The sequence below is a fragment of the Bacillus cereus group sp. RP43 genome, assembly GCF_040459645.1.
In the GTDB taxonomy this organism is placed as follows: Bacteria; Bacillota; Bacilli; order Bacillales; family Bacillaceae_G; genus Bacillus_A; species Bacillus_A mycoides_C.
The window spans coordinates 765720-779586 of sequence record NZ_JARVHQ010000001.1 but is presented as its reverse complement, the minus strand read 5'-3'; the positions used below and the strand labels follow the sequence as shown (position 1 = coordinate 779586).

Below are 13867 nucleotides of genomic sequence, written 5' to 3'. Positions count from 1 at the left end.
TCACATATGAACAGCTCTTGGCAGTTCATAATACATACTCACTTTATATAATGTTCGTTCCATCCATTGCTCAATTTCCTTCGTATACATTTCTAAGAAAAACGTCTCAGATGGAAACGAGTGTAGCACCTCTGATATATATTGTGGATATAAAAACGGCATATTCATCATGCCTTTTAATTGCGTCATAAACATTGTAAAAGATATCTTTTTAAATTCTTGCTTCATTTGTCCTTGTTTAATGATTTGCTCTATATAATATCTTTCTCTAGAAAAATAAACAGTCATCACTTCACGAATTAATGTCGTATCAAGCGAAAGCTCTCTATAAAAAAAACGTGTCAGTTCTCTATTATCAAATTGATATCGTAAAATCCCGCGCACCATTTGCACCATCACATCTTTAGCCGATAAATATTCTCTCTGTTCAAATGACGTTTCAATTACGTGAATATACCCCTCTAAAAAATCAGTAATAAGCCGTTCTAATAATCCTTGCTTTCCAGCAAAATAATATGAAATATTCGCTACATTCACATCCGCTCGCTTTGCAATGTCTCGCACCGATGTCCCGTCATAACCTTTCGTATTAAACAACGATATTGCCGCATCAATTACCTTTTGTCTCGTCTGCTTCATGCGCTCACTTCCCCTCACTGAACAGCTATAGTTTAAATTTCTTGACTTTTAAGACAAATTCCTTTAATTTTCTATCGACAAAGTCATGTGAAATACATCGTATTTTGCTAATATTTTACACATCTCGATAAAAAAGGAGTTGTTTCCATGTTTACAAAAGAAAGTTATGCAGGTTCTCGTGAAAAACAGTATGAGACAGTAATTAAACAACTGGATGCATTATTAACTGGCGAACCGAACGTAGTCGCAAACTTATCAAATGCGTCCGCATTATTAAACCAATTTTTAGATCGCGTTAATTGGGTTGGCTTTTATGTAACAGAAGGAAATCAGCTTGTTCTTGGACCATTCCAAGGAATGCCAGCTTGCGTACGTATTCCATTCGGACGCGGTGTTTGCGGCGTAGCAGCTGAAACGAAAACAACGCAGCTTGTAGCAGATGTTCACCAATTCCCAGGACATATCGCTTGCGATAGTGCCTCTAATTCTGAAATCGTTGTACCGATTATGAAAGAAGGAAATATCATTGGTGTACTTGATATTGATAGTCCTGAAAAAAATCGTTTCGATGAAGTAGATCAGCATTATTTAGAAAAATTTGTGGAAACACTCCTAAAACATATTTAAAAAAGAAAAGAGCGAGTTATCGATTAAGTACGTAACGTACGAAACCGATAGCTCACTCTTTTTTATTGATTACTCACAGTAGATATCTTCTTTAGCGCCTGTTCTAAATCAGAAACGATATCTTCCCATGATTCTAAGCCGACAGATAGGCGTATTAAATTATCGAAAATACCCATTTCATTTCTTAGTTCAGCTGGAATAGCTGCATGCGTCATCGTCGCTGGATGCTGAATTAACGTTTCTGTATCACCTAAACTTACGGCAATTGTAATAAAATGAAGGTCATTGATAAACGACTGTGTTTCCTCTTTTCCACCTTTAATTGAAAAAGAAATAACGCCCCCGCCTCGTTTCATTTGCCGGGATGCTAACTCCCCTTCTGGATACCAAACACCTTCTACTGCTTCATGATTTTTCAAAAACGATACAATTTTTTCCGCATTATCACAATGACGATCCATTCTTACTGCTAATGTTTTTAATCCGCGTAACAATAACCATGCGTCAAACGGCGCCATAATACCGCCGATATCTTTTCGCATCGGACGAATTTTGTCAGCTAACGCTTTCGTTCTACAAATTGTTACACCCGCTACAACATCCCCGTGACCACCAATATATTTTGTCGCACTGTGAACAACGGCGTCACAACCGAGTTCAAGAGGTCTTTGTAAATAAGGTGAACAAAACGTATTATCGACAATAACAAGCAAGTCATTGCGCTTCGCTACCCCGATCACCTTTTCTAAATCAATTAATTTCATCGTTGGATTAATCGGTGTTTCAACGAAAATGAGCTTTGTATTAGGGCGAATTTTATTTTCAATATCAGTCTCTGTCTCCATATCACAAAACGAATGAGTAATCATAAATTTTTCTTCTAATACTTCTAAAAAACCGTAAGTACACCCATATAATCCATTTGAACAAATAATATGATCTCCAGCCTTTAGAAAACCGATTAACGTTGCTGAAATGGCTGCCATACCTGAACCGAACGCCAGCGCTTCCTCTCCACCTTCTAAAACAGCCATACGCTCTTCAAATAATTTCACAGTTGGATTTCCAAGCCTTGAGTAAATATAAGATGGATCTACTCCCGCAAAACTCGCTTCACCTTGCTGTGCTGTCTCAAATGTGAATGTAGACGTTTGAAATAAAGGTGGTGTTAAACTTCCTTTATGTTCCTCTGATGTATAACCGTGATGAATTAACGCTGTCTCCATATGCTTCTTTTTCATAAAAACATCCCCCTTATGTCTTTATTGCCACATATCCACCAGTAAAAAACTGATGAACGTTTTTACTACATTTTATGTAAGCGTTTTATTTGTGTTTCTATCTTTTCTTTTATATTGTTTTAAATTCCTTCTTGTTAATTTCCAAAATTTATATGCATAAAACAAAAAGGGAGTCGCTTGACGAAACTCTGGGTAAAAGATATAATAGCGTTTGTGTAAAATAAAAAGGCAGCCTTGTAATGTGAGTTTATCGTTTGTATTTTGTTCCTCTGCGGAGGTGTATCTCGTAACTCCCTGCTGCTGGAGCGAAGGTACATGAAAACAAAATGCCCGTAAATATCGATTACGTCTGTTTTTATTTTACGTAAATAAAAACATTTTTAAAGGAGGAGTCAACTATGGCTCGTTATACAGGTCCAGCTTGGAAACTGTCTCGTCGTCTTGGAATCTCTCTAAGCGGCACAGGAAAAGAATTAGAAAAACGCCCTTACGCACCAGGTCCTCACGGTCCTAACCAACGTAAGAAACTTTCAGAATACGGTTTACAATTACAAGAGAAACAAAAACTTCGTCACATGTACGGCATGACTGAGCGTCAATTCCGTCGCACATTTGACCAAGCAGGTAAAATGCCTGGTAAGCACGGCGAAAACTTCATGATCCTTCTTGAAGCTCGTCTTGACAACTTAGTTTACCGTATGGGCTTAGCTCGCACTCGTCGTGCAGCTCGCCAATTAGTAAACCACGGTCACATCACGGTTGATGGATCTCGCGTAGATATCCCATCTTACCGCGTTAAACCTAACCAAACTATCAGCGTTCGCGAAAAATCTAACAGCCTTGTTGTTGTTAAAGAAGCGATCGAAGTTAACAACTTCGTACCAGAATACTTAACTTTCGATGCTGATAAGTTAGAAGCTACTTACACTCGTCACGCTGAGCGTTCTGAGTTAGCAGCTGAAATCAACGAAGCATTAATCGTAGAGTTCTACTCTCGTTAATGACAAAAAGCCAATCCTCTGGATTGGCTTTTTTTCGTTTATATATAAAATAAAATTATTTATTTTCCTCTTTCTGAACATATACATAAGCATCTTTCTGCTCTTTATGTATATCAACCTTCGTGTTCTCTGCAAGCTGACCCGCATTTAGCAAAGAAAAAATAATGAGCGCTTCTAGTGACATTTTGTTTTACCACTCCTTTCTATTTGTTATACGTTTATCATACCGCTTACATGTGATTTCCGTATGAACTCGAAAAGGAGATTACAACAAAAGGTTACAGGCATACGAATGCACGCTATAATAACCATAAAATAGGAGGTGGATTCTTTTTGACAATAAACCAAATGGTTCAACTCGGAAGTTCATTTATGTTGTTTATTACTTCAGCACTTATAAGTTGGTATCAGGGGAGTAATTTAATAGATTATCCTGATGAATGGAAATATAGCGCTAAGTTTACGAATCACTTTAAAGGTACCGTTTCAAATTACCAAGATATTTATCAAATCGATTTCTTTATATATGCGGCAAAGTTTTATCCAACAGCATTTATCGTTATGTTAATTAGCTTACTTTATATGCTCGTATTAATTTTTCATATTCTATTTAAAAGAAATCATGAGGCAATCTAAATGTATAAATAAAAAAACCCGAATCATAGACTTTTCAGCCTACAATTCGGGGTACTATTTGTTTTAAATTCTTTTTTGATTAGTAACGAATTAAGAAATATTTCTTTTTACCGCGGCGAATGATTGTAAATTTACCTTCGATGCGGTCGTTTTCAGTTACAACATAATCTAATGCTTGTGTACGCTCACCGTTTACGTAGATTGCACCGTTCGTTACATCTTCACGTGCTTGACGTTTAGATGGTGAAATTTTGCTTTCTACAAGTAAGTCGATTAATACTGTATCTTCTGCAGTACGTTCTACAGATGGTACATCTTTGAATCCTTGCTCGATTTCGCTTGCAGTAAGTTCTGCTACAGAACCACTGAATAATGCAGCTGAAATTTTAATTGCTTGCTCTAACGCTTCTTCGCCGTGAACAAGTTTTGTCATTTCAGATCCTAATGCTTTTTGTGCTGCACGTTTTTCTGGTGCTTCAGTTACTTGCTTCTCAAGCTCAAGAATTTCTTCATGAGATAAGAATGTGAAGTATTTTAAGTATTTAACTACATCGCGGTCATCTGTATTGATCCAGAATTGGTAGAACTCATAAGGAGTTGTTTTCTCTGGGTCTAACCAAATTGCGCCGCCCTCTGTTTTACCAAACTTCGTACCGTCAGATTTTGTAACAAGCGGAATTGTTAAACCGAATGCTTTCGCATCTTCTTCTGATTTACGGATTAATTCAAGACCAGCTGTAATGTTACCCCATTGATCACTACCACCGATTTGTAAGCGGCAATTATGGTGTTGGTATAAGTTTAAGAAGTCGTATGATTGTAAAATCATATAACTAAACTCAGTGAATGAAATACCAGTCTCTAAACGAGATGCTACTGTATCTTTTGCTAACATATAGTTTAAACCGAAGTTTTTACCGATATCGCGTAAGAATGAAATTACATCTAAGTTACCAAGCCAATCATAGTTATTAGCCATTGTTGCTGGGTTTTCCACGTTTTCAAACTCTAAGAAGTTTGAAAGTTGGTTTTTAATGCTTTCTGTGTAGTAAGCAACTGTATCTTTCGTATTTAATGTACGCTCTGCTTTTTTACCACTTGGATCACCGATCATACCAGTACCACCGCCAACAAGTGCGATTGGTTGGTGACCAGCTAATTGGAAACGACGTAACATTAATACTGGTAACATATGACCAATATGTAAGCTATCCGCTGTCGGGTCGAAACCACAGTATAATTTAACGCTTTCTTTTTCTAATAATTGCTCTAATCCTTCAGCATCTGTTTGCTGATTAATTAGCCCGCGAAATTCAAGATCTTGTAAAATACCCATGTCCTACATACTCTCCTTTAAGTTCATTACTGGCGTGAAGGTTGAAAACATAAAAAAATCGCCCCTTCAAATAAGGGACGATTTTAATCATCGCGTTACCACCCTAGTTGCAGGCAAAAAAAGCCTACCACCTTATTTTTATAACGGCTTAGCACCGTCTTTTCCCTTTTGAATACAATTCAATCGAAAAAAGATGCTCTAGGGGCGTAATTCGCGATCATCTATGTGCTGATTTTCACCGACCATCAGCTCTCTAAAACAGGGAAATGATCACTACTTCTCCCTTTCCACGCTCAATTATTCATATACTTTTCTTTATATCATTATTTACTAGTATGTGTCAAATTGAAGAAAATAGGAAATTTAATTCGAATTATAAAAGTCTTTTACGTTATAGAAATTATTAAATTCCTCTTTCGTCCCTTTTGTAAATTCCATTCTTCCTGAAGCAGTATCTTCTGGACTAAAATAATAAAGCATTCCATCTTTTAATTCTAATGTTGTCATTACATTTTTCCCGCGATCAGTCACGTAGAAATTCACAGTATCTCTTTTATGATTTACGACATTTCCTTGAATAACTTTTTCTTTTCTTCCTTTATCATAGAAGACCATTTCAATATATTCATCGTTTATTTCTCGAATTTGAATATAGTTATGATATTTTTCCGTATACCAATAACCTTTCATCGTATTAAACGGAGATGAATTCATATAAATAAGAACAATACTACTAATGATAATTAAGAAAGCAAGCAAACCTCTTTTTACTAATTTTTGCTCCCATAACATAGCCATCTTACTCTTTACAGGTAATTTTTCTTTATTGTCTACTTCAGTCACGAAATCATCTTTTCTTACTTTCTCTAAATAATGACCACAACCGCTACAATAATTATCGTAATCTTGAATTTTTCTTCCACAATTAGAACAATGTCTCACTTTTCCCACCTCTATTCCACATTAAACATTAATATATTAACATAAAACGCCATAATAAATGGAATAATTTTAGATCTAACAAAAAAACATACCGTTTTCAAATACGGTATGTTTTTCACTCAAACTAATAATAGTATTATCAGCAAAGAAAGAACTGGAACACCAACTAATAACGATACATGGAACAAAACCGATAAATCATTCCCAATCGTCGCTTCCACAGGATCTTTCGCCGGAGAAGCAAGAAATCCAAGTAATCGATCGAAGCGACTTACCGTTTTTGGAAAATCTGGTATTTCTACATGGTCACTATCTAAATGCTGCTTTAATTTATATTCATTCTTAAAAGGATTTTCGCTCAATTTCATCCACCTCCAGCAATTGTTTCAATTTCTTTATCCCGTTATGAAGTCTCGATTTCACTGTTCCAACAGGAATATCCAGTACCTCTGCAATCTCTTTTTGCTGCATATCATGATAATAAAAAAGGATGAGGACAGCTCGCTGTTCTTCAGGAACTTTCAAAATTGCGTCCCTTACAGTAAGACGGTCTTCTTGTGAAAACTCTACCTCCTGAACTGGTACTAAAAATGGTAAGAGCGTCCTCCACTTTTTTCTTCTATTTAATTTATTAATCATAAGACGATAACCGATTTGAAATAAATACGTTTTTATTTTACCCTTTTCAGGTTCATACATATGTTTCTTTCGTTCTAACGTCAAAAACGTATCTTGCACAAGGTCGATACTTAATTGTTCATCTCGGTTAAAGCGATACAAAAATGTATATAGCGCTGGTTTAATTAAAACGTATAGTTTTTCCCCAGCCTGCTTATCTCCCTTTTGGTACGCAAGCATGAGGTCCTCCTCAATCCCAATCTGCGCCATGATTTTTGATCTCCTTTATTCCTTTTAACGTTAACGAAATGCGGGAAATTAAATATACACTTGCGACAATAATCCACGCTTGTGATTGAAGCGTAAAAAATTGAACATATGAGTTTTGTATTGTATGACCACTTAACACTAAAATATTTAATGCTTGCACGCATATGCATGCATACACTGCAAGACAAGCCGAAATCGTATCAAATACATTCCAGCGAAAATACACTTTTGTTTTTGTAAAATCAATTTTATATCCTTTTTTCCGTACTATATGTTTTCTATCAAACGGAATAATGATTGAAAACATAACAATCATTATGACTCCAACTGTAATCATTGAAACTTTAAATCCAATCGGCATCGGTAATAACAGACCACAAGAAAATACGACTATAATTCCAATTAAAGCAAAAGTAAGAAGTAACTTATTAGACATATAAAAGCCTCCCTCATCTATTCTTTCATAAATGTATACAGACGGGGAAGGCGCTTCGTTCAAATATTATTTTATTTTTTTAATAATTTTTGCAGGATTCCCGCCAACTACTACATTATCCGGCACATCTTTCGTTACAACAGCCCCAGATGCGATGACAGCATTGTCTCCGATTGTTACGCCCGGATTAATAATCGCTCTTCCGCCAATCCATACATTATCGCCAATTGTAACTGGCTTTCCGTACTCTGATCCACTTATGCGTTCTATCGGATCAAGCGGGTGCGTCGCTGTATAAATGTGAACACCTGGAGCTAACATACAGTTCACTCCGATTGTCACCGGGCATACGTCTAAAATCGTACAATCAAAATTCGCGTAAAAATTTTCGCCAACGTGAATGTTATAACCGTAATCACATCTAAAAGAAGATTCAAGATGAATATTATCTCCTGTCGTTCCGAATAATTCTTTTACGATTGCACTACGTTCTTCTAATTTCACTTCTGATGTTTCATTTAACTTTCTTGTTAATATACGAGCTTGCTCCCTCTCTTGTACTAAAACTGGATCAGCTGGTATGTACATTTCCCCTTGGATCATCTTTTCTTTTTCTGTTTTCATTTCCTTCTCCCCTCCCAACACGTATATATAAGTTTATAATATCACAAAAAAGAAAGGTCTGAACGTATCATCGTTCAGACCTTTCTCTCTTAATCTTCCATCGTCGATAAATCGCCTGTTGGTAAATTTAATTCCCACGCTTTTAATACGCGTCGCATAATTTTACCACTTCTCGTTTTCGGTAATTTATCTCTAAATTCAATTTGTCTTGGCGCTGCATGAGCTGCTAGACCTTTTTTCACAAATTGACGAATCTCTTCTTTTAATTCATCAGACGGTTCGTATCCCACGCGAAGCGCGATAAATGCTTTAATGATTTCACCGCGTACTGGATCAGGAATGCCAATTACACCAGCTTCTGCTACAGCAGCGTGCTCGATTAATTTACTTTCTACTTCAAACGGACCAACGCGCTCACCTGATGTCATAATTACATCATCAATACGTCCTTGGAACCAGAAGTATCCATCTTCGTCCATATAGGCAGAGTCTCCTGATACGTACCAATCTCCCGGCATGAAGTAAGAATCATATTTTTGTGGGTTATTCCAGATTCCACGCATCATAGCTGGCCAACCTTTACCAATTGCTAAGTTCCCCATTGTGTATGGAGGCACTTCATTTCCTTCATTATCAACAATCGCTGCTTTCACACCTGGAATTGGTTTCCCCATTGAACCTGGACGGATTTCCATACAAGGATAGTTACAAATAACTTGTCCACCTGTTTCTGTCATCCACCACGTATCATGAATGCGAAGTCCAAATGCATTCATACCCCAGCGAATTACTTCTGGATTTAACGGTTCACCAACGCTTAATACGTGACGAACTTGTGATAAATCATATTTTTTAATTGCGTCTTGTCCAGCTCCCATTAACATACGGAACGCTGTTGGCGCGCTATACCAAACTGTTACACCGTAATCTTGTAACGCTTCATACCACGCTTCCGGACTAAAGCGTCCACCTAAAATAACATTTGATGCCCCTACTAACCACGGTGCAAAAATACCGTAAGCTGTTCCAGTTACCCAGCCCGGGTCAGCTGTACACCAATATACATCATCTTCTTTTAAATCTAATACCCATTTCGCTGTTTGATAGTGCTGAACCATTGCATTTTGAGCATGAAGGACGCCTTTTGGCTTACCAGTAGAACCCGATGTGTAATGAAGAATTAAACCGTCTTCACGACCTAACCACTCAATATGTAATTCTTTTGAAGCTTGTTCAAATAAAGGATTGAACGCTACAGTTTTACCGCCTTCTTCTGCATTATCTCCAACAAGAAAGACTGTTTTTAAAGCTGGTAAATCATTTAATGGTATGCGCTCTAACAATTCAGGAGTTGTAATTAACACCTTTGCTTCGCTATCTTCCAAACGATCGCGAACTGCGCCTTCCATAAATGCTTCAAATAATGGTCCAACAATTGCTCCTAATTTCACTGCACCAAGAAGTGCGAAATATAATTCTGGGGAACGCGGCATAAAAATAAAAACGCGATCGCCTTTTTCAACATCGCCATAATTTTTCAGGACATTTCCTGCTTTATTAGAAAAATCCTTCATTTCCTTAAACGTATATTTCTCTTTTCGCGATCCATCTTGATAATAAAGTGCTACTTTATTCTTTCGATCGGATTTCGCATGCTTATCAATTGCCTCATACGCCATATTTACTCGGCCAGTTTCATTCCAAGTAAAATTTTTATTAACCTCTTCCCAGTTAAAATTCGCGTATGCCTCTTCATAATTCGGCAAATTATTTTCTCCTTTAATGACAGGAAGCGTTTCCACTTTCATACTTTACATCCCCCTCCTATGTATTCTATTATCTATTATAATAACATTATTTAAAATTTTCAGTATTTTTGTTGATTTTTAGACAAATTTTTAATGACAAAATTCGATTCACATCGCATATATTATAAAGTACGATATTAATAGATTCACAAACCCTCAAGGTGGTGAGCAATAAATTGATTCATAAAAAAATATATAATGCCAGAAACTTAAAAACAGCGAAAGGCACTTTAATTATTGAAGGTCCTGTCTCTACACATAACTTAGAAATGTATGAATTTCATCCAGACTTAATTGCGTTTCGTCCTGCCGAGCAGCAATATAAAGCAATTGTCGAAATTTCTAAATTACCAGAAGCTCGTCTCATTATTGCTAGACATGACCAAACGATTGTTGGATATGTTACATACTTGTATCCTGATCCGCTCGAGCGATGGTCAGAAGGAAAGATTGAAAACTTAATTGAACTTGGGGCGATTGAAGTTGTCCCAGCCTTTCGCGGTTGCTCTGTCGGAAAAAACTTATTAGAAGTTTCAATGATGGACGATCATATGGAGGATTACATTATATTGACGACTGAATATTATTGGCACTGGGATTTAAAACAAACAGGCTTAAATGTTTGGGAGTACCGAAAAGTAATGGAAAAAATGATGAATGCTGGTGGCTTACAATGGATGGCTACAGATGATCCTGAAATTTGTTCACATCCTGCTAACTGTTTAATGGTCCGCATCGGTAAACGTGTTGATACGGATTCTATTCAAGCATTTGATCGTCTACGTTTTCACAATCGTTTTATGTATTAATAAAGGGGGCAACTGGAATGATTGTAGAAGAAATTATGAATCAAGATGTAGTGACACTGCATCCAAACGATACAATTGAAACAGCAATCCGAACGATACGCACGAAAGGCATTCGGCACATTCCAATTGTCGATCAAAATAATCATGTCGTAGGAATTATTTCTGATCGGGATGTAAGAGATGCAAGTCCGTCTATTTTAGATGAACAAGTTTCACTCGATATGCTGAAGCAACCACTTGAACTTATTATGAAACATCCTGTTATGACTTGCCATCCTCTTGATTTCGTTGAGGAAATTGCTACTTTATTTTTTGAAAATAAAATTGGCTGTCTCCCTGTTACAAAGGCTGGAAAGTTAGTTGGAATCATTTCTGAATCTACGGTACTGCACACGTTAGTGAAATTAACAGGAGCACATCAACCAAGTTCACAAATTGAAATTCAAGTAAAAAATGAACCTGGTATTCTCGGAAAAGTTGTTGCTATTTTTAGTGATTTACAAATAAATATCGTGAGCGTTCTCGTCTATCCAGCAAAAGATGAGAATGATAAAGTACTCGTTTTCCGCATTCAAACGATGAATCCGCTAAAAGTGATTGATGCACTTGAAGCAGAAGGCTATCGTGTTTTATGGCCGAACATAATGGGGATGCAAGCATGAGTAGCGCCTTCATTTATTCGGATGACTTTCGGGGCTATTCATTTAGTCCTGATCATCCTTTTAACCAACTGCGCGTCACACTCACGTATGATTTATTACAAAAGAGCGGTTTTATCTCTCCTTCTCAAGTCATCGCGCCACGGATGGCTACAGATGAAGAGATTGCCTACGTTCATACAGAGGAGTACATAAATGCGGTAAAACGTGCTGGAGAAGGTAAGTTAGAAAAATCAATTGCGATGACATATGGACTCGGAACAGAAGATACACCGATGTTTCCAAATATGCACGAAGCAAGTGCATTACTCGTTGGCGGAACATTAACAGCTGTCGATGCTGTTCTTTCCGGAAAAGTAAAGCACGCCCTCAATTTAGGCGGCGGCTTACATCATGGCTTCCGTGGTAAAGCATCTGGCTTTTGTATTTATAACGATAGCTCTATCGCAATGAAATATATTCAGAAGAAATACGGTTTACGCGTTTTATATATTGATACAGATGCTCATCACGGTGACGGGGTACAATGGTCTTTTTACGACGATCCTAACGTATGCACCATTTCATTACACGAAACTGGGCGTTATTTATTTCCTGGAACTGGCGCAGTAAATGAACGTGGACAAGGAAATGGATATAATTATTCTTTTAACGTTCCGCTCGACGCTTTTACAGAGGACGCATCGTTTTTAGATTCATATCGAACAGTTGTAAAAGAAGTGGCAGCATACTTTAAACCGGATATTATTTTAACGCAAAATGGCGCTGATGCACATTATTACGATCCACTTACACACCTTTGCGCAACGATGAACATTTACCGTGAAATACCGAAGCTCGCTCGCGAAATCGCTAATGAATATTGCGATGGTCGCTGGATCGCTGTCGGCGGCGGTGGCTATGACCACTGGCGCGTCGTCCCAAGAGCTTGGGCACTTATTTGGCTCGAAATGAACAACATCCAAAACATCTCAGGTTATCTCCCTCCAGAATGGATTGACGCTTGGAAAGGACAAGCAGAAACAGAACTTCCCCTCACATGGGAAGATCCAGACAACATGTATAAACCTATCCCCCGTAAACCAGAAATTGAAGAAAAGAATGCATTAACTGTAGCGAAATCCCTTGAAATTATTCGGAATAATATGACAAAATCTTTGTACTAAACGAAAAGGAGGCTCGTTTTTGAACGGTCTCCTTTCTTTTATAGTTTGCTATTATTGTCGTTTTTTATTGATAAGTCGATATTCCATGTCGAATCGCTGATATTTTTTAGTTCCTAATGGACTACCCGAACTCTTATAAAAAGGAGTGATATTATGTGGACACAACAAATGATCCACACGAAACGTGGCACATTCGAACTCTTTACAAAAGGAAATGGCGAACCACTTTGCATTACACATCACTATTCACAATTTAATGAAACTGGTGATTACTTTGCGGATGTTTTCACTTCTACGCATCGTGTATTCCTTATTAATTTACGAGACGTTGGTAGCTCTGTAAAAGCCCAGACAGAAAACGAATTAAGTATGATTGAAACAATTCACGACTTAGAAGCAATACGAGAAGCTTTACAACTTCCAACATGGCACTTCGCTGGTCATTCAACAGGTGGTATGCTTGGACTTGTATATGCGATTACATATCTAACTTCCTTACAATCATTAGTCGTGGCCGGAGCCGCAGCAAGTAACTATACCGAAACACCATTTTGTATCTATAACCCAGTACATCCGCAGTTTTATTATATGCAACAACTCATCGAAAACTTAAAAATCCCTCACCTTACAAGTGAAGAACGGAAAGAACTATCTACTAAGAGAACAAAATTATCATTATATAAACCCGAAAACTACAACTCTTATTTTTGTAAACCAATCCAAAAAACAATGTCCGCTAGCCGGATGAATGCTTTCGCCAATGAATATCCGTCATTTGATTTAAGAGAGAATTTACCTTCCATCCAAACAAAGACCCTTATTATATGCGGAAGACATGATGTACAGTGCCCAATTCAATATTCTATCGAGATGCATGATGGCATATGTAATTCTATCTTCATTCCATTTGAGAACAGCAACCATTATCCTTTTTTAGAAGAAGCAACTCCGTTTACTTCTTCTACTCAAACATTTTATAAATCATTACGCCAGTACCGTTATTATTAAGGAAAGCTCACAGCCTCTATAAGACTATGAGCTTTTTTCAAAAGAAA

17 protein-coding genes and 1 other annotated feature are annotated in these 13867 nt (G+C 37.2%); of the genes, 7 read left to right on the top strand and 10 right to left on the bottom strand.

Features of this window, described 5'->3' with window-relative positions:
- The gene (gene refZ, locus QCI75_RS04050; protein ID WP_144504737.1) at positions 1-639 is read right to left on the bottom strand and encodes a forespore capture DNA-binding protein RefZ; all 639 of its coding nucleotides are present in this window, start codon (positions 637-639) and stop codon (positions 1-3) included.
- Positions 640-786: 147 nt separating this feature from the next.
- On the opposite strand from refZ, the gene QCI75_RS04045 reads away from it, so the two are divergent.
- Positions 787-1266: a GAF domain-containing protein gene (locus QCI75_RS04045; RefSeq protein WP_002067564.1), complete on the top strand. Its 480-nt coding sequence runs from the start codon at positions 787-789 to the stop codon at positions 1264-1266.
- Positions 1267-1328: 62 nt separating this feature from the next.
- Here QCI75_RS04045 and megL read toward each other — a convergent pair whose 3' ends face one another.
- Complete coding sequence (gene megL, locus QCI75_RS04040; RefSeq protein WP_144504735.1) at positions 1329-2507, bottom strand: methionine gamma-lyase; 1179 nt, start codon at positions 2505-2507, stop codon at positions 1329-1331.
- Positions 2508-2905: 398 nt separating this feature from the next.
- On the opposite strand from megL, the gene rpsD reads away from it, so the two are divergent.
- Complete coding sequence (gene rpsD, locus QCI75_RS04035) at positions 2906-3508, top strand: 30S ribosomal protein S4 (protein WP_098778696.1); 603 nt, start codon at positions 2906-2908, stop codon at positions 3506-3508.
- 55 nt (positions 3509-3563) lie between these two features.
- On the opposite strand, the gene QCI75_RS04030 is transcribed toward rpsD, so the two are convergent.
- A complete protein-coding gene (locus QCI75_RS04030) occupies positions 3564-3692 on the bottom strand; it encodes a hypothetical protein (RefSeq protein ID WP_002112286.1) in 129 nt (42 codons plus the stop codon).
- Between the two features lie 164 nt (positions 3693-3856).
- Between QCI75_RS04030 and QCI75_RS04025 the strand changes: the two genes are divergently transcribed.
- Positions 3857-4144 carry a YjdJ family protein gene (locus tag QCI75_RS04025; RefSeq protein ID WP_353761490.1) on the top strand — a complete coding sequence of 96 codons (288 nt, stop codon included), beginning with the start codon at positions 3857-3859 and terminating at the stop codon, positions 4142-4144.
- Between the two features lie 79 nt (positions 4145-4223).
- On the opposite strand, the gene tyrS is transcribed toward QCI75_RS04025, so the two are convergent.
- The 7 genes from tyrS to acsA all read right to left on the bottom strand — a co-directional run bounded on the left by tyrS (position 4224) and on the right by acsA (position 10178).
- Positions 4224-5480 (bottom strand): tyrosine--tRNA ligase, encoded by a 1257-nt coding sequence (gene tyrS / locus QCI75_RS04020; RefSeq protein WP_144504731.1) that lies wholly within the window; start codon positions 5478-5480, stop codon positions 4224-4226.
- A 70-nt stretch (positions 5481-5550) separates the two neighbouring features.
- Positions 5551-5779, bottom strand: a binding site (T-box leader).
- A gap of 64 nt (positions 5780-5843) precedes the next feature.
- Positions 5844-6431, bottom strand: coding sequence for a zinc ribbon domain-containing protein (locus QCI75_RS04015; RefSeq protein WP_353759990.1), 588 nt, complete (start codon positions 6429-6431; stop codon positions 5844-5846).
- Positions 6432-6541: 110 nt separating this feature from the next.
- Positions 6542-6784: a hypothetical protein gene (locus QCI75_RS04010; RefSeq protein WP_353759989.1), complete on the bottom strand. Its 243-nt coding sequence runs from the start codon at positions 6782-6784 to the stop codon at positions 6542-6544.
- Positions 6765-7310: an RNA polymerase sigma factor gene (locus QCI75_RS04005; protein WP_144504725.1), complete on the bottom strand. Its 546-nt coding sequence runs from the start codon at positions 7308-7310 to the stop codon at positions 6765-6767. The genes QCI75_RS04010 and QCI75_RS04005 overlap by 20 nt, the downstream gene beginning before the upstream one ends.
- A complete protein-coding gene (locus QCI75_RS04000) occupies positions 7291-7746 on the bottom strand; it encodes a hypothetical protein (RefSeq protein WP_144504723.1) in 456 nt (151 codons plus the stop codon). The genes QCI75_RS04005 and QCI75_RS04000 overlap by 20 nt, the downstream gene beginning before the upstream one ends.
- A 66-nt stretch (positions 7747-7812) precedes the next feature.
- Entirely contained in the window at positions 7813-8370 is a 558-nt protein-coding gene (locus tag QCI75_RS03995) for a maltose acetyltransferase domain-containing protein (RefSeq protein WP_353759988.1), read from the bottom strand.
- Positions 8371-8459: 89 nt separating this feature from the next.
- Positions 8460-10178 carry an acetate--CoA ligase gene (acsA, locus tag QCI75_RS03990; RefSeq protein WP_144504719.1) on the bottom strand — a complete coding sequence of 573 codons (1719 nt, stop codon included), beginning with the start codon at positions 10176-10178 and terminating at the stop codon, positions 8460-8462.
- Between the two features lie 176 nt (positions 10179-10354).
- Between acsA and acuA the strand changes: the two genes are divergently transcribed.
- The 4 genes from acuA (at position 10355) to QCI75_RS03970 (ending at position 13820) form a co-directional block, all read left to right on the top strand.
- Positions 10355-10987 (top strand): acetoin utilization protein acetyltransferase AcuA, encoded by a 633-nt coding sequence (gene acuA / locus QCI75_RS03985; protein ID WP_002112293.1) that lies wholly within the window; start codon positions 10355-10357, stop codon positions 10985-10987.
- A 17-nt stretch (positions 10988-11004) separates the two neighbouring features.
- Positions 11005-11649 (top strand): acetoin utilization AcuB family protein, encoded by a 645-nt coding sequence (locus QCI75_RS03980; protein WP_000634566.1) that lies wholly within the window; start codon positions 11005-11007, stop codon positions 11647-11649.
- Positions 11646-12812 (top strand): acetoin utilization protein AcuC, encoded by a 1167-nt coding sequence (acuC, locus tag QCI75_RS03975; RefSeq protein WP_144504716.1) that lies wholly within the window; start codon positions 11646-11648, stop codon positions 12810-12812. Before QCI75_RS03980 ends, acuC begins: the two co-directional genes overlap by 4 nt.
- Positions 12813-12965: 153 nt before the next feature.
- Positions 12966-13820, top strand: a complete 855-nt coding sequence (locus tag QCI75_RS03970; protein WP_353759987.1) for an alpha/beta fold hydrolase — start codon at positions 12966-12968, stop codon at positions 13818-13820.
- Positions 13821-13867 lie beyond the last annotated feature (47 nt).

What these genes read in the sequence shown, in the direction of transcription:
- refZ (WP_144504737.1), bottom strand. Translation starts at nt 639, where the DNA reads ATGAAGCAGACGAGACAAAAGGTAATTGATGCGGCAATATCGTTGTTT.
- QCI75_RS04045 (WP_002067564.1), top strand. Translation starts at nt 787, where the DNA reads ATGTTTACAAAAGAAAGTTATGCAGGTTCTCGTGAAAAACAGTATGAG.
- megL (WP_144504735.1), bottom strand. Translation starts at nt 2,507, where the DNA reads ATGAAAAAGAAGCATATGGAGACAGCGTTAATTCATCACGGTTATACA.
- rpsD (WP_098778696.1), top strand. Translation starts at nt 2,906, where the DNA reads ATGGCTCGTTATACAGGTCCAGCTTGGAAACTGTCTCGTCGTCTTGGA.
- QCI75_RS04030 (WP_002112286.1), bottom strand. Translation starts at nt 3,692, where the DNA reads ATGTCACTAGAAGCGCTCATTATTTTTTCTTTGCTAAATGCGGGTCAG.
- QCI75_RS04025 (WP_353761490.1), top strand. Translation starts at nt 3,857, where the DNA reads ATGGTTCAACTCGGAAGTTCATTTATGTTGTTTATTACTTCAGCACTT.
- tyrS (WP_144504731.1), bottom strand. Translation starts at nt 5,480, where the DNA reads ATGGGTATTTTACAAGATCTTGAATTTCGCGGGCTAATTAATCAGCAA.
- QCI75_RS04005 (WP_144504725.1), bottom strand. Translation starts at nt 7,310, where the DNA reads ATGGCGCAGATTGGGATTGAGGAGGACCTCATGCTTGCGTACCAAAAG.
- QCI75_RS04000 (WP_144504723.1), bottom strand. Translation starts at nt 7,746, where the DNA reads ATGTCTAATAAGTTACTTCTTACTTTTGCTTTAATTGGAATTATAGTC.
- QCI75_RS03995 (WP_353759988.1), bottom strand. Translation starts at nt 8,370, where the DNA reads ATGAAAACAGAAAAAGAAAAGATGATCCAAGGGGAAATGTACATACCA.
- acsA (WP_144504719.1), bottom strand. Translation starts at nt 10,178, where the DNA reads ATGAAAGTGGAAACGCTTCCTGTCATTAAAGGAGAAAATAATTTGCCG.
- QCI75_RS03980 (WP_000634566.1), top strand. Translation starts at nt 11,005, where the DNA reads ATGATTGTAGAAGAAATTATGAATCAAGATGTAGTGACACTGCATCCA.
- acuC (WP_144504716.1), top strand. Translation starts at nt 11,646, where the DNA reads ATGAGTAGCGCCTTCATTTATTCGGATGACTTTCGGGGCTATTCATTT.
- QCI75_RS03970 (WP_353759987.1), top strand. Translation starts at nt 12,966, where the DNA reads ATGTGGACACAACAAATGATCCACACGAAACGTGGCACATTCGAACTC.